Source organism: Sphingomonas sp. 1185 (assembly GCF_040544655.1).
Classification (GTDB): Bacteria; Pseudomonadota; Alphaproteobacteria; order Sphingomonadales; family Sphingomonadaceae; genus Sphingomonas.
Map to the genome: position 1 here is coordinate 159,378 of NZ_JBEPKL010000004.1, position 19,733 is coordinate 179,110.

Sequence of the window (19,733 nt, forward strand, 5' to 3'; positions counted from 1 at the left end):
CCCCGCATCTTGCGGAGACGATCCATGGCGACAGCTGCCCTACCCGACGCCTCCGGCGCCCATGCGCCGGACGCCGACCGCCGCCGCGCGACGCGCTGGTTACAGGCGCTCAATTTTTTCATGGCCGACATGCAGGCGGGGATCGGCCCCTTTCTGGGCGTCTTCCTGCAACAGCGCGGGTGGCAGACGGGGCCGATCGGCACCGTCATGACGCTGGGCGGCGTGGCGGGGATGGTGATGACCGTGCCCGCAGGCGCCTTTATCGACCATACCGATAAGAAACGCTGGGTGGTGGTCGTCACCGGCATCTGCACGGTGCTGGCGTCCTTCCTGATCCTCTGGTCGCAGACCGGGCTGGTCGTCGGGATCAGCCAGGTGGCGACCGCGATCGCGGGCGCGGCGATCGGGCCGGCGGTGACCGGCATGACGCTGGGCGTCGTCCGTCAAAAGGGCTTCAACGCGCAGAATGGCCGCAACCAGGCCTGGAACCATGCCGGGAACATGGTCGGCGCGGGGCTGTCGGGTTTTCTCGGCTGGAAGTTCGGGATGCCCGCCATCTTCTTCCTGGCCGCCGCCTTCGGGGTGCTGGCGGTCATCTCGGTCCTGTCGATCCCCGAGCGCGCCATCGACCACCGGGCCGCGCGCGGGCTGGAGGATGACAAGGGCGAGGATCAGGAGGGCGGGCAGGCCGAGGGTTTCAGGGCGCTGCTGTCCAACAAGCCAATGCTGATCCTGGCGGCGGCGCTGGCATGCTTCCATCTGGGCAACGGCGCGATGCTGCCGCTCTATGGCATGGCGGTGGTCGGCGCGGGCAAGGGCGATGCGGCGATGTTCACCGCGACGACGGTGATGGTCGCACAGGCGGTGATGATCGTCGCCAGCCTGGTCGCGATGAAGGTCGCCGCCGGGCGCGGTTACTGGCTGGTCCTGCTGATCTCCTTCGCTGCGCTTCCGCTGCGGGGGTTCCTGGCGGGGACCTTCATCGAACATTGGGGCGTCTGGCCGGTCCAGGCGCTCGACGGGATCGGCGCGGGGCTTCAGAGTGTCGCGGTGCCGGGGCTCGTCGCCTGCCTGCTGAACGGCACCGGCCGGGTCAATGTCGGGCAGGGCGCGGTGATGACGATCCAGGGCGTCGGGGCCAGCCTGTCGCCCGCGATCGGCGGGTGGCTGGCGCAGGAACTGGGCTACAGCACGGCCTTCTACATATTGGGCGGCTTCGCGGTCGTCAGCCTGACGCTGTGGATCGGCTTTGCGGGCACGTTGCGCCCGGCCTGTGGCGGAGAGGCCGGAAAGGAAGCGAACGCATGAGCGGCGGTATCTGCTGGGTCCATGTCGGCGACCTGCATCTGGACGAGGATGATGGCTGGGAAAGCCTCGACCGGCTGCGCGCCATCGTGGCGCAGGTGAATGCGCGGATCGGCGAGGCGGCGGACTTCGTCTTCCTGCCCGGCGACAATGCCAATCACGGCACGCCCGAACAATATGCCCGGATGCTGGACGCGCTGGCGCCACTGTCGCGACCCTGGCGGATCATCCCCGGCGACCATGATTTCGAGCCTGGCGACCTCGCCGCCTATGACGCCGCCATCCCCAGGGCCAACCGGCCCGAGACGGAGGTGGTCGCCGGGCATCGCTGCCTGTTCCTCGACATCGTATCGGCGGGCGCGGGCGGGCCGGATTTCCGGCTGACCATGCACGACCGCAATCGGTTGGCCGAGGAGCTCGCGCGGGCCAAGGCGGCGGGGCAGGTGCCGCTGGTTTTCATGCACGCCTATCCCGGCGATCTGGCCGCCGATGGCGAGACGATCGCGCGCCAGTTCATCGATGGCGAGGTCGCCTTCGTCGATACCGGCCATACCCATTATAACGAGCTGCTGAACGATGGCCGGGCCATCTACGGCGCGACCCGCTCGACCGGGCAGATCGAGGAGGATGGCGGCGCGGCGGGCTTTGCCATCGTCCATGTCCAGGACCGGGTGGTCAGCTGGCGCTTCCGAAGGGTGGACGCGCCCTGGCCGCATGTCCAGATCGTGGCCCCCGGCGATGTCCGCCTGATCACCCGGCCGACCGACCCGCATCAGGTCCCCCGGCCGGGCCCGGTGACGATCACGGCCAGGCTGTTCGGCGCCGGCGCCGATGCCGATGCGGTGCCGATGGTTGCGGCCGATGGCGGCGCGGCGACGCCGATGACGCGCGGGGAGGATGGATCGTGGCATGGCGCAGTGACGCTCGACGCCGGGCTGCACGCGGTCGAGGTGGTGTGCGGCGAAGGGCGCGACCGCATCGACTGTCTGGTCCGGGGCATGGACGCGATCCCCAAGCGGCGCCTGCCGGTCGCGCCGGGCGAGGATTGCCATGCGATCGGCCCCTGGCCTATCGCCGGGATCGACGGGGCCCGGCTGGGGCCGAACAAGAATGGATGCGGATGGTGACTCTGGCGACGGGTGCGACCTGGGCGATTGCGGGTCTGTCGACCGCCGGGGTCATCGCGCGGCCGATGCGCTGGCCCGAATGGATCTGGGCGGTGGCGGGGGCGGCGCTGCTGATCGTCCTGGGCCTGATGCCGCTCGGGCAAGCGGGGCAGGCGGGGGCCAAGGGTGGCGATGTCTATCTGTTCCTGATCGGCATGATGCTGCTCAGCGAGACGGCGCGCGAACACGGTGCGTTCGACTGGATCGCCGCCACGGCGGTCAACGCGGCGAAGGGATCGCGCGCGCGGCTCTTCGCGCTGGTCTATGCGACCGGGGTGGTCGTCACGACCTTCATGTCCAATGACGCGACCGCCGTCGTGCTGACCCCGGCGGTCTTCGTCGCGGCGAAGAAGGCGAAGGCCGACCCGCTGCCGCTGCTGTTCGCCTGCGCGCTGATCGCCAATGCCGCCAGCTTCGTGCTGCCGATCTCCAACCCCGCCAATCTGGTGCTTTATGGCGGGCATATGCCGCCGCTGGGCGCGTGGATGGCGGCCTTCGCGCTGCCCTCGATCGGGTCGATCGTCATGACCTTCCTGGTGTTGCGCACCATCGAGCGGCAGCGGATCGTGGGCGGTTGCGAAAGCGACGTCGCGCGCGATCCGCTGACCAATGGCGGCAAGCTGGCGATTGCGGGCATCGTGCTGACCGCGCTGCTTCTCCTCACCATGTCGGCGCTGGACGAGCCGCTGGGGTTGCCGACCGCGATCGCGGGGATCGCGACGGCGGTGATCGTGTCGCTGCTGGCGGGGCGCTCGCCGCTGACGCTGGCGCGGTCGGTGAGCTGGGGCGTGCTGCCGCTGGTCGCCGGGCTGTTCGTGCTGGTCGAGGCGCTCGACCGGACGGGGGTGATCGCCTGGGTCGCGAACGGCCTGCGCGGCATGCTGGCCGATCCGACACGCGCGGCGGCGGTGTCGGGGACGGTGCTGGCGTTCGGCAGCAACCTGATGAACAACCTGCCCGCCGGGCTGATCGCGAGCAGCGCGATCGCCCAGGCGCAGCCGCCGCAGATCGTCACCGACGCGCTGCTGATCGGTGTCGATCTGGGGCCCAATTTGTCGGTGACGGGCTCGCTGGCGACGATCCTGTGGCTTCAGGCGATCCGGCGCGAGGGGGAGGATGTCGGCTTCCTCGCCTTCCTCAAGATCGGCGCGGTGGCGATGCCGCTGGCATTGCTGGCGGCGCTGGGGATGCGGTTGGCGATCGGGTAAGCGAGGGGCGTGCGCTTCGACTTCGCTCAGCGTGAACGGAGTGGGGGAAGGGAGCCCAACCTCCGTTCAGCCTGAGCGAAGTCGAAGGCCAAGGGCCTAGAGCGCCGCCAGATCGATCGCCGCGTTCTTGTCCAGCCACTGCCCCGCCTCCGGCATCGGGTATTTCAGCCCGGTGGCGCAGTTGAACAGCACCACCCGCTCGTCCTCGTCGACCAGATTGTCGCGCACCGCCTGCTTGTACGCCGCCAGTGTCGCGCCCCCCTCGGGGCAGAGCAGCAACCCGTCCCGCTTCGCGCAGTCCTCCACCGCCTTCAGGATCGCCGGATCGCCGACCGCCAGCGCCGCGCCGCCGGACTCGCGCACCGCGCGCAGGATCAGGAAGTCGCCGACCGCCTTGGGCACCCGGATGCCCGCCGCCACCGTCGCGGCGTCTTCCCAGCGTTCGGCATGCTCCTCGCCCGCCTCATAGGCGCGGACGATGGGCGCGCAGCCGCTGGCCTGGACCGCATACATGCGCGGTCGCCTGGACCCGATCCAACCCAGCCGCTCCATCTCGTCGAACGCCTTCCACATGCCGATCAGGCCGGTGCCGCCGCCGGTCGGATAGAAGATCGCATCGGGCAGTTCCCAGCCGAGCTGCGCGGCCAGTTCCAGCCCCATCGTCTTCTTGCCCTCGATCCGATAGGGCTCCTTCAGCGTCGAGAAGTCGAACCAGCGCCCCTCCGCCGCGCCGCGCCCGACGATCGCGCCACATTCGTCGATCTGGCCGTTGACCCGCCATACGCGCGCGCCCTGCGCGGCGATCTCGCGGACATTCACTTCCGGCGTTTCCTCGGGGCACAGGATCACCGTCTCGATCCCGCACCGTGCGGCATAGGCGGCCAGCGCCGCGCCCGCATTGCCGTTGGTCGGCATCGCGATCCGGGTCACGCCCAGCTCGCGCGCCATCGCCACCGCCATGACCAGCCCGCGCGCCTTGAACGATCCGGTCGGCAGCCGTCCCTCGTCCTTGACCAGCACCGATCCGCCGCCCGAGCGGGGGATCGGGATCAGCGGCGTCTCGATCTCGCCCAGCGACACGATGCTCCCGGTGTGCCGGACGGGCAGCAGCTCGCGCCAGCGCCACAGATCGGTGTCGCGCGCGGCGATCGCATCGCGCGACACCGCGCGGCCCATCGCCTCCAGATCATACCGCACCAGCAGCGGACGGCCCGCGCGCGACAGGCCGTGGAGCCGGTCCGCCTCATAGCGTTCGCCGGTCAGCGAGCATTCCAGATGGGTGACGAAGGTCGGGCGGTCTTCGGTAAGGTTGCGGTTCATGGGGCCAGCCTATCGGCCGAAACCGCCCGACGCCATAGGCTTAGCCCGGACTCGCCGCCGATCCCGCGAGCAGCCCGCCATCGATGTTGAACGCCGCGCCGGTGACATAGGTCGCCTCGTCCGAGGCCAGCATCACCGCGATCGCCGCGACCTCGTCCGGCTCGCCGAAGCGTTTCAGCGGGGTATCGGCGACCAGCGCCGCCATGCGCGCCGCGCGGTCGGGGCCGTCGCCCAGCATCGGTTCCCAGATTGGGGTCAGGATCGCGGCCGGGTGGATCGCGTTGCAGCGGATCGTCCAGCCCCGCTGCGCGCAATAGAGCGCGACCGTCTTGCTGTGGTTGCGGATCGCCGCCTTGGACGAGGCATAGGCCGCCGCCGCCGGAATCCCGACCAGCCCGGAGCGCGACGAGATGTTGATGATCGATCCGCTGCCCTTCGCCTTCATCGCACCGATGGCATAGCGACAGCCCAGGAAGGTGCCGTCCAGATTGACCCGGTGCACCGCGCGCCAGTCAGCCAGCGTGGCATGTTCGGGGTCGTGCGCGATGGGCCCGTCCTCGAACCCGGTGATCCCGGCATTGTTGACCATGACATCGATGAGGGGGACCGCATCGGCGAGGCGCGTCCAGTCGGCTTCCTCGGCGACGTCCAGCGGCTCGAAACGACAGCCGAGCGCGTCGGCGGCGGCCCGGCCGGTGTCGGTATCGCGGTCGGTCAGGATGACGGTCGCGCCTTCCGCGTGGAAGCGCCGGGCGATGGCATGGCCGATTCCGCGTGCGGCGCCGGTGACGACGCAGGTCTTGTTCTGCAAGCGTGGCATGGATTGTCTCGAAATTCAAAAGGGGCAGGGGGAGCGGCGGGTGCCGTCCGGGGAAACCTGTGCCGCGTCAGCGGTGCCGCTGGATCATTTCGAAAACTCCCGTTCGATCGCGTCTTCTATCACGAAAGGCGCGGGTCATCACCCCTTCAGCGCTTCCATCGAATCAGCTGCCGGTCGTGCAGCCGCGACAGGGTCAGCAGCGCGGTCGCCGCGCCGATCAGGCACATCAGCATGTCCCATTGCGTGTCCCAGACATCGCCCTGCGTGCCTAGAAACGCCTCCGCCCCCTGGCCCAGCATCCACGCGGCGGCGAATTCGATCAGCTCATAGGTGGCGCTGACCGCCAGGCAGCAGGCGAGGACGAGAAAGGTCGTCAGCCCGCCGCGCGGCAACCCGCCCCGCCGGATCAGCGCCTCGCGAAACACGATGGCGGGCACGAAGCCCTGCGCGAAATGGCCCAGCCGGTCATAGGGATTGCGCGCCAGATGCAGCCAGTCCTGCACCCAGGTCCCGGCGGGCACCCGCGCATAGCTATAGGCCCCGCCCAGCATCAGGATCAGCCCGTGCAACCCGACCAGCGCCAGCGCCAGCCCGGTCCAGGCAAAGCGCCGCCGCGTCGCCCAGAGGATCGGTAGCACAATCAGCACCGGCGCGACCTCCATCGCCCAGGTCGCCCGGTCGAATGGTCGCCACCCCGACGCGACCAGCCCCGCCGCCCAGATCAGGGTCAGCAGCACCAGCCGCCGGTCGTCGCGCTTCCATCGTTCCCGTTGCATGCGCCGACGATAGCGGCGTGGCGACCCCATGCAACGCCCGCACCGGATTGCCGGGGGCGCTCGCGGGTGCCAAGGACGACGCGGAGAATGGAAGGGACCGGCGATGATCGTGCGCGGCGATGAGTTTCAGGATGTCGAGGTGCCGGGCAGCGGCGCGATGCGGGTCCACCTGATCCGCCCGGCGGTCGAGGGGCGCTTTCCCGCCATCCTGCTGTTTTCCGAAATCTATCAGGTGACCGCGCCGATCCGGCGGCTGGCGACGATGCTGGCGGGGCAGGGCTATGTCGTCGGCATCCCCGAGGTCTATCACGAATATGAGCCCGCCGGCACGGTGCTGGCCTATGACAAGCCGGGCACCGATCGCGGCAACGACCTGAAGTTCACCAAGCCGGTCGCGGCCTATGACGCCGATGCGACGGCGGCGCTGACCGCGCTGGCGGCGCATCCGGCGTGCAACGGGCGGCTCGGCACGTTCGGCGTGTGCCTGGGCGGGCATCTGGCCTATCGCGCCGCGCTCGACCCGCGCGTGTCGGCGGCGGCGTGCTTCTATGCCACCGACATCCATTCGGGCACGCTGGGCGCGGGGCGCAGCGACGACAGCCTGGCGCGGATGGACGAACTGAAGGCCGAGGCGATGTTCGTCTGGGGGCGGCAGGACCCGCATGTCCCCTATGCCGGACGCGAGGCGATCCGCGCCCGGCTGGAAGCGGTTGGCGCCCGCTATGAATGGCATGAGGTGAACGGCCAGCACGCCTTTCTGCGCGACGAGGGGCCGCGCTACGACCCCGCGCTGTTCCTCCAGGCGATGCAATGGACCCTGGCGTTCTATGCGCGGGCGCTGCGTTGATCGTCCTTCGGTATCATACCGAAATCGCGGCACATTTGCGGATGTTTAACCCTTTGTGACCGATATGGGCGGAAACGAGACCGCCCTTCCATGATCCTTCGTCCCCCCTCGCTTCGTCGCGCACGCGCCCGGCGCTCGATCCTGAGCGATCGGCGGGGGGCCGCGATCGTCGAATTCGCGCTGGTCGCGGCGCCGTTCCTGGCGCTGCTGCTGGCGATCCTGCAGACCAGCCTCGCCTATCTGGCGCAGGAATCGCTCGAAACCGCGGTCGAGGTCGCGGCGCGCGGCATCGTGACCGGACAGACCCAGTCGGCGGACATCAAGTCCCTGGCGCAGGGGATGACCCAGGCGCAGCTTGCCGAGCGGTTTCGCAAGTCGGGCTGCGCGCAACTGCCCATCTTCCTGTCCTGCTCGCGTCTCTATGTCGATGTGAAGAGCGCGCCCGGCGGCGGGCTGGCCATCGCGCCGCTGGATCTGCGTCTCGATGCCAATGGCAAATTGTCCGCGCCGCTGTCCTATAACCTGGGCGAGCAGGGGGCGGTCGTGATCGTGCGGTTCGTCTATGTGTGGCCGATGCGGATCACGCCGCAGCCCGATCTGAGCGGCAATGCCGGTTCGTCGATCCTGATGGCGACATCGGTGTCCAAGTCGGAACCCTATACGTGAGGCGGCATGTCCTGGCGACGATGCGAGGCGACACGCGCGGGGTCGCCCTCGTCGAATTCGCGCTGATCCTGCCGGTGATGCTGTTGCTCTATCTGGGCGGCGTCCAGCTTCAGGACGGGATCGCCTGCAATCGCAAGGTGACGATCGCCACCCGCGCGGCGGCCGACCTGATCGCGCAGAACACGACCGGCATCATGTCGGCCGCCGAGATCCAGGACAATCTGGTCGCGGCCGCGCAGGTGCTGCAACCCTATGCCGCCGACAAGGCGCGCTTCCGGATCACCGAGATCGCGACCGATGCCCGCGGCAATACGACCGTGCAGTGGAGCCAAGGACTGAACACCACCGGCTATGCCGTCGGCACCACCCTTGCGGTTCCGGCCGCGATGCGCGGTGCGGGCACCTATTTCCTGCTCGCCGAGGTCAGCTACGCCTATTCCCCTCCGGTATCGTTCGGCACCATCGGCCCGATGACCTTCCAGGATCGTCTGTTCATGGTGCCGCGCAATACCGACAAGATCGATTGTTCGAACTGCCAATGATCCGTCGCATCCTGTCCGTCCGCCTGCTTCGCGCGGCGCTTCGTCATCGTCGCGGGAACGTGATGATGCTGTTCGCCCTGGCCCTGCCGGTGCTGACCTTCGCCATCGGCATGGGGGTCGACTATGCGCGCGCGATGAAGGCCCAGACCAAGCTCAACGCGATCGCCGATGCGGCGGCGCTCTCGGCGGTCAGCAAGGCCAAGCTGGGCGTCAGCGACAGCGATGCGGCGGCCTATGCGGCCCAGGTCTTCCAGGCGCAGGCCAAGGGTGTCGGCGGGGAGGGGGCGATCCAGATCACCGGGCTGACCGTGCAGGCGCCGACCGACGCCAACGGACGGCGCAACGCCACGGTGAAATACACCGCCACATCCTCGAACGCGTTCGCCCAGATATTGGGGCTCAAGACCCTGCCCATATCGGGCCTGTCGGCCACCACCAACGCGGTGGCGCCCGATATCGACTTCTACATGGTGCTGGACGTCTCTGCCTCGATGGCGCTGCCGACGACCTCGGCGGGGCTGGCCAAGGTGGCGCAGAGCAACAGCCAGGGCTGCAAATTCGCCTGTCATTCCCAGGCCGATCAGACCGGGCGCGATGCGAACGGCCGGATGACGGACCTGTACGGGGTCGCGACATCCTATGGCCTGACCCTGCGCATCGATGACGAGGGCACCGCCCTGTCGCGCCTGAGCACCAATATCCGCAGCGCGTCGAGCAAGAACGGCGCGGCATATCGGGCCGCGGTGGTGACCTTTCGCGGCAAGGGCGGCATCACCGTTCTGACGAAGCGGACACCCGACATGACGATCGTGGCCAGCAAGGCCAAGACGCTGAAGGTGCCGCTATACTACACCAACAACTGCCCGACCCGGGCCTGCGATCCGGACGAGGTCGGCTTTGGCGACAGGGACTCGGCGCATAGCGACATCCTGAGTTGGATGCGCGACAATATGGAAACGCCGGGCAGCGGCACCGACAACCAGGCTCCGCAGGGCGTGATGTTCATCGTCACCGACGGCATGCGGGACGAGGCCCGCACCAATGGCCGACCCGAGGTGGCGATCGACACGACGCTTTGCGATGCGATCAAGGCGCGCAACATCCGTATCGCGGTTCTCTATACCGAGTATCTGCGCGAAGCGATGGACAACCACAGCTGGTCCCAGAAGAATGTCGCGCCCTATCTGTACCAGGTCGAACCGGCGTTGCAGAAATGCGCTTCGCCCGGCCTGTATACCAAGGTCACGACCGACCAGGACATCTTCGCCGCCATGGACGGCCTGTTCCAGAGCGCCGTGGCGACCGCGCGCATCACCCGGTAGGATGCGCGCGGGGGCGCGGGGTCATCAGCCCGCCAGCGCCTCGACCTGTTCGGCCAGTTCCAGCCAGCGCATCTCGGCCGCGTCCTTTTCCTCCCTCGCCTTTTCGATCGTCTTCATCAGCCGGTCGAACTGGGCGGGGTCCTTGGCATAGAGATCGGGGTCGGCCAGCTTCACCTCGTCGCGCGCGATGGCCGCTTCCAGCTCCTCGATCCGCTTGGGCAGCAGTTCGTAATCGCGCTGGTCCTTGTAGCTGAGCTTGGTCTTGGCCTGGACCGGCGCGGGGGATGCCGGGGCGGCGGCCTTGGCCGGAGCCTTCTTCTCCGCGACCGGCTTGCGCTTGGCGACCCAGTCGGCATAGCCGCCCGCCACCACATCGACCGTCCCCGATCCGTCCAGCCCCAGCGTCACCGTGACGGTGCGGTCGAGGAAGTCGCGGTCGTGGCTGACGATCAGGACGGTGCCGTCATAATCGCCGATCACCTCCTGCAACAAGTCGAGCGTCTCGAGGTCGAGGTCGTTGGTCGGCTCGTCGAGCACCAGCAGGTTGGATTCGCGGGCGAATTCGCGGGCGAGCAACAGGCGCGACCGCTCGCCGCCCGACAGCGTCCCGATCTTCGCCTCGGCCAGCGAGGGATCGAACAGGAACTCCTTGAGATAGCCATGGATATGCTTGCGGACCCCGCGCACGTCGATCCAGTCGCCGCCGTCCGCCAGCACCTCGCGCACCCGCTTTTCCGGGGCCATCAGCTTGCGTTGCTGGTCGATGATGACGCCGTCCAGCGTCTTGGCCAGGAACACCGTGCCTTCGTCGGGCTCGATCTCGCCGGTCAGCAGCTTGAGCAGGGTGGTCTTGCCCGCGCCGTTCGCCCCGACCAGGCCGATCCGGTCGCCGCGCGTCACCTTCAGGCTCAGGTCCTTGATGATCGTGCGGTCGCCATAGCGCTTGGTGACATGCTCGGCCTTGATGACCTCCTTGGTCTTCACATCGTCCGACGCGATGCCCAGCTTCGCCGCGCCCTGCGGCCCGATCATCGCGGCGCGGGTGGCGCGCATCTGGTGCAGCTTTTCCAGACGGCCCTGGTTGCGCTTGCGTCGCGCGGTGACGCCGCGGTGAAGCCAATGCTCCTCGATCTTCAGCTTGGCGTCCAGCTTCTCGGCGGCGCGCTGTTCCTCGGCATAGACCTGTTCGGTCCACGCATCGAAGCCGCCGAAGCCGACCTCGTTGCGCCGCATCTGCCCGCGATCCAGCCACAGCGTCGACTTGGTCAGCCGGGTCAGGAAGGTGCGGTCGTGGCTGATGACGACGAACGCGCCGGTGAAGCGCTTCAGCCAGTCCTCCAGCCATTCGATCGCCGCGAGGTCGAGATGGTTGGTCGGCTCGTCGAGCAGCAGCACGTCGGGGTTCATCGCCAGCGCGCGGACGATCGCGGCGCGCCGCTTCTCGCCGCCGCTGGCGGTCGCGGCCTCGCGGGTCAGGTCGATGCCCAGCTGTCCGGCGATCGCCTCCGCCTCATAGCTTTCCGGCGCGCCCTCGCCCGACAGGACATAGTCCATCAGCGTGGCGCAGCCGGTCAAATCGGGGTCTTGCTCGAGATAAACGACATGGGTGCCCGGCACGATCATACGCCGCCCCTCGTCCGAATCGATGATCCCGGCGATCAGCTTGAGGAGCGTCGATTTGCCCGCCCCGTTACGCCCGATCAGCGCCAGCCGGTCGCGCGGACCGATATGGATGTCGAGATGCCGGAAGAGCCAGCCCGAGCCTTGTACAAGGCCCAGGTCTTCATAGGAAAGAACGGGTGCTGCCATGATGGATTGGCAGTTAGGCGCGAAGGGGGAACCCGGCAAGCGCTCCATGCGCTGTCGCACGGCTGCATGATCCATTCAGAGGCTGTTCAACGGTTTCCCGCTATGCCAGTTTCATGTCGATGACCGTCCTTCTGGCTCTGCTCGCCGCACCGATGGGTCCGCCGCCGATGATCGGGTCGCCCCCCGATCAACGTCGCGGCGACCAGATGCGCGCGGCCCAGGCCCGCCGGGAAGGCAATTTGTCGCTGCGCGAGATCGAGGCGCGGGTGGTGCCCACCATGCGCGATTCGCAATATATCGGCTTCGACTATGATGCGGGCGCGGCCATTTACACGCTGAAGTTCCTGCGCAATGGCACGGTCATCTGGGTGGAGGTCGACGGTCGCACCGGCCGCGTCATCGGCCGGACCGACGGGTGAGCGCGACCCCCGCCGGTTGCAATCGAACAACAGGAGTTTTGCGATGCGCGTTCTGATCGTCGAGGACGAGCCCAATCTCGGCCAGCAGCTGAAGTCCACGCTGGAGGGCGCGGGCTATGCCATCGACCTGGCCACCGATGGCGAGGAGGGGCATTTCCTGGGTTCGACCGAAAGCTATGACGCGATCGTGCTCGACCTGGGCCTGCCCGAGATTGACGGGCTGACCGTGCTCGACCGATGGCGCAAGGAGGGCAAGACCATGCCCGTCCTCGTCCTGACCGCGCGGGACAGCTGGTCGGACAAGGTCGCCGGGCTCGACGCGGGCGCGGACGACTATGTCGCCAAGCCGTTCCAGACCGAGGAGCTGATCGCCCGTCTGCGCGCGCTGATCCGGCGGGCCAGCGGCAACGCCTCGTCCGAACTGACCGCCGGCGACGTCCGGCTCGACACCCGTTCGGGCAAGGTCACGCGCGCGGGCGAGCCGGTGAAGCTGACCGCGCAGGAATATAAGCTGCTCAGCTATCTGCTCCACCACAAGGGCAAGGTGGTCAGCCGCACCGAGCTGATCGAACATATCTACGACCAGGATTTCGACCGCGATTCGAACACGATCGAGGTGTTCGTGACGCGCATCCGCAAGAAGCTGGGCCAGGACGTGATCACCACCATTCGCGGCCTGGGCTACAGCCTGGACGATCCGGCGGCCGGGTCGGCGGGCGCGGCGGCCTGACCGGCGGCCGCACCGGAACATTGCCATGAAGGACGGTGCCACCCTGCGCCCGACACGGCGCACCGGATCGCTGTCGCGCCGCATGATCCTGATCGCCGCAGGGTGGATCACGGTCCTGCTGGCGGGCGGCGGCTTCGCGCTCGACCGGGTGCTGGTGTCGGCGGTCACCCAGAATTTCGACGACCGGCTGGCCTATGTGCTGCGGTCGCTGCTCGTCTCGGCGGAGATCCAGCAGGGCGAGGTGTGGTTCAGCCGCGAGCCCGCCGACCAGGCGTTCCTGGAACCGGGCTCGGGCGTCTATTGGCAGGTGTCGGCACCGGGGCGCGAGGCGTTTCCCTCGCGATCCCTGTGGGACCGGCAGCTGGCCTATGGCACGCCGCACAATGACGACAGCATCCACACCTATAACAGCGACCAGTTCCCCGAGGAAAAGCTGCGCATCGTCGAACGCGATGTGAAGCTGCCCGGATCGGAGGTGCGCTGGCGGTTCCAGGTCGCGCAGAGCCGCCAGGGGCTGGACGCGCAGATCGCCGCGCTCCGGCGGACGCTGGTGCGCAGCTTCGCGCTGCTGGCGGTCGGCCTCCTCCTGATGGCGGCGATCCAGACCTTCTACGGCCTCTATCCGCTGCGCCGGGTGCGCGAGGATATCGCGGCGATGCGCGCCGGGCGGGCGGACCGGATTTCCGACGCCATGCCGGACGAGGTCGCGCCGCTGGTCGAGGAACTCAACGCGCTGGTCGAGCATAACGAGAAGCAGGCCGAGGAGGCGCGGCGGCATGCGGGCAATCTGGCGCACGCGCTCAAGACCCCGCTGACCGTCATCATGAACGCCGCCACCGCGCATGCCGACGACCTGGCCGAGACGGTGATCCGCGAGGCGCGAACGATGCGGCGGCAGGTCGACCATCATCTGGCGCGCGCCCGCGCGGTCGGGCGGCGCGGCTCGGCGCACAGCCGGGCGGAGGTCTGGCCCAGCCTGCAATCGGTCGAGCGCGCGGTCGGCCGCCTCTATCGCCACGCCCGGATCGATGTCGATGGGCCGAAGGACCTGGTCGTCCATGTCGAGCGCCAGGACCTGGACGAGATGCTGGGCAACCTGGTCGAGAACGCGGCCAAATATGGCGGCGGCAGCGTCTTCGTGACGGTGGCCGCGCAGGCGGGCTTCGTCGAGATCCTGGTCGAGGACGATGGCACCGGCATCCCCGAAAGCGAACGCGTCCGCATCTTCGATCGCGGCGTCCGGCTGGACACGGGCAAGCCCGGCACGGGACTGGGCCTCGCCATCGTGCGCGACGTGGCGGAGATTTACGGCGGCACCGTGTCGCTGGAGGAGAGCGAGGACCTGGGCGGCCTGCTGGTGCGGCTCAGGCTTCCGGCGGCGGTAGGGTAGGCCGTCCACCCCGGGCTCGTCGCCCCAGCGAAGGCTGGGGCCGCGTGCGGCCCTCGTCCTTTACGACGAGGTCCCAGCCTTCGCTAGGATGACGTTTGGGATCGGGCTATGGGCTTTCCGGGTTCGCGCGAAGCCGCGATGACGCGAAGAGAAACAGAATAGTTCACGCGGAGGCGCGGAGGCGCGGAGGCGCGGAGATTTCGTACCCGGTGGCGCCGCCACCCCTTCATCTCGCCCGGTTTGCTGGAAAATATTGAGCGAACCGCTGGGCATGCCCTCTCCGCGCCTCCGCGTCTCCGCGCGAACAAAAATCTTCGCGTCATCGCGCCTTCGCGTGAATCGACGGATTAGGCCGCCACCGTCTCCAACGCATCCATCGCCCGCGCCGCAATGCCGATCGACCGTTTGCGCGCCTCGTGGTCGAAGATCGAACTGACCACCATCACTTCGTCCACCTTGGTCCGCTCGACAAAGGCGGCGAGCTGCCGTTCCACGGTCGCGGGCGCGCCGATCGCCGAGCAGGACAGGACATGGTCCAGGATCGCGGCCCCCTGCGCGCCCAGGCTCTCGCGATAGCCGGGGGCGGGCGGGGGCAGCTTGCCCGGGTTGCCGGTGCGCAGCGCGACAAAGGCCTGTTGCTGCGAACTCGCCAGTAGCTCCGCCTCTTCGTCGGTGTCGGCGGCGAAGACGTTGAACCCCGCCATCGCATGGGGCTTGTCGAGCACCGCCGACGGCCGGAAGTCGCGGCGATAGATGGCCAGCGCGTCGTCCAGCGCGTCGGGCGCGAAGTGCGAGGCGAAGGCATAGGGCAGGCCGAGCGCGGCGGCGAGCTGCGCGCCGTAGAGGCTCGATCCCAGGATCCACATTTGCGGCCGCGCGCCCGCCCCCGGCGTCGCGACGATGCCGGTCTGGCCGTCATCCGCGAAATAGCTTTGCAGCTCCATCACGTCGCGCGGGAAGCCATTGGGATCGCTGTCCAGCGTCCGGCGCAGCGCGCGGGCGACCCGCTGGTCCGATCCGGGCGCGCGGCCCAGCCCCAGGTCGATCCGGCCGGGGAACAGCGCATCGAGCGTCCCGAACTGCTCGGCGATGGTCAGCGGGGCATGGTTGGGCAGCATGATGCCGCCCGCCCCGATGCGGATGGTCTTCGTCGCCTGCCCGACATGCGCCAGCACGACGGCGGTCGCGGCGGAGGCGATGCCGGTCATGCCGTGATGCTCGGCGGTCCAGTATCGGTGATAGCCGTTCGCCTCGGCATGAGCGGCCAGGTCGGCGGCATTGGCCAGCGCCTGCGCCACGGTGCCGCCCTGAATGACGGGCACCAGATCGAGCAAGGAATAACGTGTCATAAGAGCAAGATGGGGGTGACGCGCGCCCTTCGCCAGCCAAGACCGGGTATCAGAAGGTCAAGCCATACTTCACCGCGGCCCCGCGCTCGTCGGGCAGGGCGGCGATCTGCCCCGGATCGTGCCGCCAGAAGAGATGGGTGGACAGCTCGCCCGCGCCCAGCGGTACGGCATGGCGCGCCTCGATCAGCGTCTCGCGCCCGGTCGGCGCCAGCGCCAGTCGCTGCGTGGTCCAGCCGTCGACCTGCCCGGCGGCATAATCCCAATGCGCGGGTAGCCGCAGGTCGAGCCCGCCGCCGGTGACGCGCAGCGGTTGCGACAGCCGCACGTCCAGCCGGTCGCCGCCGAACAGGCCGCGCTTGCCCGCCTCGACCGACCAGGACCGGCTGACCAGCAGCCCGCCGCCCATGCCGCCGAACGCGTCGGTCCAGCCCCGGCGCCAATGCCCCGCCAGCGTCCAGCCGTCATCGCTGCGCCAGCGTGCGGCGGCATCGGCGAACCAGCTGGTCGCGCGCGGTTGCCCCAGCGCGCCGCCGAACCAGCCGCCCAGCACCGTCGACCGCTCGGCCAGCCGGGTCAGGCCCAGCGTCGTCGCGACCGGCCCGACGCGCCGGTCGAGCCCCAGCGCCATCTGGTCGTAGCGCGGCGGCGTCATCCCCGGCACGGCGGCGGTGAAGCGGCCATTCTCGGTCGACAGGCTGATGCCGAGCGCGCCCAGCCGCTGGCGCAGCGCCGCCGAGGCGCGCGGTGCCCGGTCGATGCCGAAGCCCGGATCGACCAGCAGGAAGCCGGGCCCCGCCTGTCCGGTCCACCCGGCCACCAGCGAGTCGGCACCGCTGGCAAAGCCGAAGCCGATGGCGGTGTCGGGCGCCAGCGCCTGGGTCATCGTGCCCGCGACGATCCGGCGACCGGCGGCGGGCGCGTCGGAGGGGACGATGGCGCGCAGCCGCGCCTCGCCCGCCGTGGTGATCGCGCTGGTGACCGCGATCGTGCGGACACCGTCGGACAGGCTCGCGCCTTCGATCCGGCCGAGCAGGCTGGGGGCGAGCAGCGCGCGCGGCGCGGCGCGCGCCACCGTGCCCGACAGATCGAGCTGATAGGCGCGCGCATAGCCGTCGAGCGCGACCATGCGCAGCCCCGCGACGGCCGCGTCGCCCATGGCGGGGGACAGGCGCGCATTGACCGACAGAGAGACGGCGGCCCCGGCCGTTCCCGTGCCAGCCACGTTCAACGCACCGACCGGCTGGAAGGCGTTGGTCAGGTCCAGCGTCCCCCGGCCATAGACGCCGTCGCTGCCCGCCGTTCCCGTGTCGCGCGCGGTGCGCAGCAACAGCTCGACGATCTGCGCGGCGGTCAGGTTGGGAAAGGCCTGGGCCAGCAGCGCGGCGGCGCCGCTGATCTGGGGCGCGGCGAAGGAGGTGCCCGACCATAGCTTGCGCGTGCCGGTCTGGTCGGGCGCCTCGACCATCTCGCCCAGCGCGGTCAGGTAGTGCGCGGCGGACTGACCCGCGCGGTTGCTGAAGCTGGAGATGACGCCGCTGGCATTGACCGACCCGGCGATGATGACCTGGCCGCGCGCGACGCTGGCATCGTTGGCGATCTGGGCCAGCGCGGTGGGATCGGCCTCGCCGTCATTGCCCGCGGCGATCACCACGACCATTCCCGCCGCCGTCGCGCGGCCGATCGCGGCGGTCAGGCTGGCGGGCGGAGTCTCGTTGGCGCCCAGCGAGATGTTGACCACCTTCGCGCCCGATTGCCGCGCCACGTCCAGCCCGCGCGTGATCGCATCGAGCGGAAAGGCGCAACCGCTGCCTGCATCGCCCCCGGCGGTGCTGGAGCAGCTGCCGGGCCGGTCGGCGCGCAGGACCACCAGTGTCGCGTCGAACGCGACCCCCTGCGCCCGGACGCCGTCGCGCCCTCCTGCGGCGGTGAAGGCGACGGCGGTGCCGTGCCCGTCCTCGTCGGTGATGCCGCGCGTTCCCGCGACGTCCGAGGAAGCGCTGGCGATTCGTCCGGCGAACAGCGCGTTCGTCGTGTCGATCCCCGAATCGATGATGCCGAGCGCGACGCCCTTGCCGGTCGCCCCGCGCTGATAGGCGGCCAGCGCGTTCATCGCGACCGCCCCCGTCGTCGCGCGATACCCGGCGGTGTCGTAATTGGGGATCGGGGTGGGCGTCGGCGTCGGCGTGGGGCTGGGCGTCGGCGTGACCATGGGCGGCGTCGGTGTCGGCTGGATGCCCGATCCGGCCCCGCCGCACGCGCCGAGCGTCAGGCTGGTCGCCAGCACCGTCGCAATGCCGGTCATGCCCCGCAGGCGCTCGATCCTCACATATCCCCCTTCGTCCGACCCCGTGTGCGATCCTTATCGCCGATCCTGCATCCTGACGAGCCCGGCGGCTTGCGGCGAGGCGACGGCCCGCCTACACGCCCGACCATGCTGCCCGCCCTTGCCCATATCGACGCGTGGATCTTCGATCTGGACAATACGCTGTATCCGGCGAGCGCCAATCTGTTCGCGCATATCGACCGGCGGATGACCGCATTCGTCGGCGAGCTGCTGGGCCTGGACCCCGCCGAGGCGTTTCGCGTGCAGAAGGAATATTTCCATGCGCACGGCACCACGCTGGCCGGGCTGATGGCCGAGCATGACGTCGATCCCGCCGCCTTCCTGGCCTATGTCCACGATATCGAGATGGACGTGCTGGAACAGGACGCGCCGCTCGCCGCCGCGCTGGCGAAGCTGCCGGGGCGCAAGCTGGTCTTCACCAATGGCGACAAGCCCTATGCGCTGAAGGTCCTCGACCGGCTGGGGCTGGGCGAGCATTTCGAGGCGGTGCACGACATCACCGCCATGGGCCTGGTCCCCAAGCCGCAGCCCTCCGCCTATGCGGGGCTGTGCGCGGCGTTCGACATCGATCCGACCCGCGCCATCTTCTTCGAGGACATGGCGCGCAACCTGATCCCCGCCAAGGCGATCGGGATGACGACCGTGTGGGTCGACAACGGCTCCGAACAGGGGCCCGAGGCCGCCCGCGACCATATCGACTATACCGTCCACGCGCTGACGCCGTGGCTGACGAGCATTTTGGAGGACTGACGATGGCTCACGAACTGGCCGCCACCATCGATGCCGCCTGGGAAAACCGGGCCGAGCTGGGTTTCGCCACGCAGGGTGAGGCGCGGATCGCCGTCGACCGCGCGCTGGCGCTGCTCGACCGGGGCGAGGCGCGCGTCGCCGAGCCCGATGGGAATGGCGGCTGGACGGTCAACCAGTGGCTGAAAAAGGCGGTGCTGCTGTCGTTCCGCCTCAACGACAATGTCCTGATCGACAACGGCCCCGGTGCGGGCCACTGGTTCGACAAGGTGCCGTCGAAGTTCAGCGGCTGGTCCGAAGCCGAATTCCGCGCCGCCGGTTTCCGCGCGGTGCCCGGCTCGGTCGTGCGGCGTGGCGCGCATGTCGCCAAGGGCGCGATCCTGATGCCCAGCTTCGTCAATATCGGCGCCTATGTCGGTGAGGGCACGATGGTCGACACCTGGGCGACGGTGGGCAGCTGTGCGCAGATCGGCAAGAACGTCCATCTGTCGGGCGGTGCGGGCATCGGCGGCGTGCTCGAGCCGCTCCAGGCGGGTCCCGTCATCATCGAGGACGGCGCGTTCATCGGCGCGCGCGCCGAGGTGGCCGAGGGCGTTCGTGTCGGCGAGGGCGCGGTGCTGTCGATGGGCGTGTATCTGGGCGCCTCGACCAAGATCATCGATCGCGAGACGGGCGAGGTCTTCCGCGGCCATGTGCCGCCCTATTCGGTCGTCGTTCCGGGCACGACCCCGTCGGTCGACGGCAAGCCGGGCCTGTACTGCGCGGTGATCGTCAAGCGCGTCGATGCGCAGACGCGGTCCAAGACCAGCATCAACGACCTGCTGCGCGACTAAACGCGCCGGACGCGCGATCCTTGGCACGCCCCTCCCGCAGGCGGGAGGGGATGGGGGAGGGCAGGCCACGGGCGATGGTCTCTGTGAGACTCGATGTCCTCTCCAAACCCCTCCCGCCTGCGGGAGGGGCTTATCGTTCA

18 protein-coding genes are annotated in these 19,733 nt (G+C 69.0%); 12 read left to right on the plus strand and 6 right to left on the minus strand.

Translation table 11 applies throughout. The features are described from left to right. Positions 1-24 precede the first annotated feature (24 nt). The 3 genes from ABIC44_RS05300 to ABIC44_RS05310 are packed head-to-tail and all read left to right on the plus strand — an operon-like array spanning position 25 to position 3,679. Positions 25-1,308, plus strand: coding sequence for an MFS transporter (locus ABIC44_RS05300; RefSeq protein WP_354294150.1), 1,284 nt, complete (start codon positions 25-27; stop codon positions 1,306-1,308). Then, on the plus strand, positions 1,305-2,432 hold the full coding sequence (locus tag ABIC44_RS05305) for a metallophosphoesterase family protein (RefSeq protein WP_354294151.1): 1,128 nt from the start codon (positions 1,305-1,307) through the stop codon (positions 2,430-2,432). Before ABIC44_RS05300 ends, ABIC44_RS05305 begins: the two co-directional genes overlap by 4 nt. After that, positions 2,429-3,679, plus strand: coding sequence for an arsenic transporter (locus tag ABIC44_RS05310; RefSeq protein ID WP_354294180.1), 1,251 nt, complete (start codon positions 2,429-2,431; stop codon positions 3,677-3,679). Before ABIC44_RS05305 ends, ABIC44_RS05310 begins: the two co-directional genes overlap by 4 nt. 96 nt (positions 3,680-3,775) lie before the next feature. On the opposite strand, the gene ABIC44_RS05315 is transcribed toward ABIC44_RS05310, so the two are convergent. The 3 genes from ABIC44_RS05315 to ABIC44_RS05325 all read right to left on the minus strand — a co-directional run bounded on the left by ABIC44_RS05315 (position 3,776) and on the right by ABIC44_RS05325 (position 6,595). Further along, positions 3,776-4,999 (minus strand): threonine synthase, encoded by a 1,224-nt coding sequence (locus ABIC44_RS05315; RefSeq protein ID WP_354294152.1) that lies wholly within the window; start codon positions 4,997-4,999, stop codon positions 3,776-3,778. Positions 5,000-5,039: 40 nt separating this feature from the next. Continuing rightward, positions 5,040-5,819, minus strand: a complete 780-nt coding sequence (locus tag ABIC44_RS05320) for an SDR family oxidoreductase (RefSeq protein WP_354294153.1) — start codon at positions 5,817-5,819, stop codon at positions 5,040-5,042. Between the two features lie 146 nt (positions 5,820-5,965). Next, entirely contained in the window at positions 5,966-6,595 is a 630-nt protein-coding gene (locus tag ABIC44_RS05325) for a DUF2238 domain-containing protein (RefSeq protein WP_354294154.1), read from the minus strand. A 103-nt stretch (positions 6,596-6,698) separates the two neighbouring features. Between ABIC44_RS05325 and ABIC44_RS05330 the strand changes: the two genes are divergently transcribed. From ABIC44_RS05330 to ABIC44_RS05345, 4 genes are all read left to right on the plus strand, one after another. Beyond that, complete coding sequence (locus ABIC44_RS05330) at positions 6,699-7,442, plus strand: dienelactone hydrolase family protein (RefSeq protein ID WP_354294155.1); 744 nt, start codon at positions 6,699-6,701, stop codon at positions 7,440-7,442. A gap of 90 nt (positions 7,443-7,532) precedes the next feature. Beyond that, positions 7,533-8,108, plus strand: coding sequence for a TadE/TadG family type IV pilus assembly protein (locus ABIC44_RS05335; RefSeq protein WP_354294156.1), 576 nt, complete (start codon positions 7,533-7,535; stop codon positions 8,106-8,108). Beyond that, on the plus strand, positions 8,105-8,650 hold the full coding sequence (locus tag ABIC44_RS05340; protein WP_354294157.1) for a TadE/TadG family type IV pilus assembly protein: 546 nt from the start codon (positions 8,105-8,107) through the stop codon (positions 8,648-8,650). The genes ABIC44_RS05335 and ABIC44_RS05340 overlap by 4 nt, the downstream gene beginning before the upstream one ends. Beyond that, on the plus strand, positions 8,647-9,972 hold the full coding sequence (locus ABIC44_RS05345) for a TadE/TadG family type IV pilus assembly protein (RefSeq protein WP_354294158.1): 1,326 nt from the start codon (positions 8,647-8,649) through the stop codon (positions 9,970-9,972). The genes ABIC44_RS05340 and ABIC44_RS05345 overlap by 4 nt, the downstream gene beginning before the upstream one ends. A gap of 24 nt (positions 9,973-9,996) precedes the next feature. Here ABIC44_RS05345 and ABIC44_RS05350 read toward each other — a convergent pair whose 3' ends face one another. Further along, a complete protein-coding gene (locus tag ABIC44_RS05350; protein WP_354294159.1) occupies positions 9,997-11,781 on the minus strand; it encodes an ABC-F family ATP-binding cassette domain-containing protein in 1,785 nt (594 codons plus the stop codon). 113 nt (positions 11,782-11,894) lie between these two features. Between ABIC44_RS05350 and ABIC44_RS05355 the strand changes: the two genes are divergently transcribed. Genes ABIC44_RS05355 through ABIC44_RS05365 form a run of 3 tightly spaced genes read left to right on the plus strand, consistent with a single transcriptional unit; the run spans position 11,895 to position 14,320 of the window. Next, positions 11,895-12,200 (plus strand): hypothetical protein, encoded by a 306-nt coding sequence (locus tag ABIC44_RS05355; RefSeq protein WP_307102527.1) that lies wholly within the window; start codon positions 11,895-11,897, stop codon positions 12,198-12,200. 43 nt (positions 12,201-12,243) lie between these two features. Beyond that, complete coding sequence (locus ABIC44_RS05360) at positions 12,244-12,930, plus strand: response regulator transcription factor (RefSeq protein WP_307102529.1); 687 nt, start codon at positions 12,244-12,246, stop codon at positions 12,928-12,930. Between the two features lie 25 nt (positions 12,931-12,955). Beyond that, positions 12,956-14,320: a sensor histidine kinase gene (locus ABIC44_RS05365; protein WP_309692236.1), complete on the plus strand. Its 1,365-nt coding sequence runs from the start codon at positions 12,956-12,958 to the stop codon at positions 14,318-14,320. A 347-nt stretch (positions 14,321-14,667) separates the two neighbouring features. On the opposite strand, the gene ABIC44_RS05370 is transcribed toward ABIC44_RS05365, so the two are convergent. After that, entirely contained in the window at positions 14,668-15,669 is a 1,002-nt protein-coding gene (locus ABIC44_RS05370) for an LLM class flavin-dependent oxidoreductase (protein WP_354294160.1), read from the minus strand. Positions 15,670-15,718: 49 nt separating this feature from the next. Beyond that, the gene (locus tag ABIC44_RS05375) at positions 15,719-17,995 is read right to left on the minus strand and encodes a S8 family serine peptidase (protein ID WP_354294161.1); all 2,277 of its coding nucleotides are present in this window, start codon (positions 17,993-17,995) and stop codon (positions 15,719-15,721) included. Between the two features lie 105 nt (positions 17,996-18,100). On the opposite strand from ABIC44_RS05375, the gene ABIC44_RS05380 reads away from it, so the two are divergent. Both ABIC44_RS05380 and dapD read left to right on the plus strand, forming a co-directional pair. After that, complete coding sequence (locus tag ABIC44_RS05380) at positions 18,101-18,763, plus strand: pyrimidine 5'-nucleotidase (protein WP_307102540.1); 663 nt, start codon at positions 18,101-18,103, stop codon at positions 18,761-18,763. A 2-nt stretch (positions 18,764-18,765) separates the two neighbouring features. Continuing rightward, entirely contained in the window at positions 18,766-19,593 is an 828-nt protein-coding gene (dapD, locus tag ABIC44_RS05385) for a 2,3,4,5-tetrahydropyridine-2,6-dicarboxylate N-succinyltransferase (RefSeq protein WP_307102542.1), read from the plus strand. Positions 19,594-19,733: the final 140 nt, after the last annotated feature.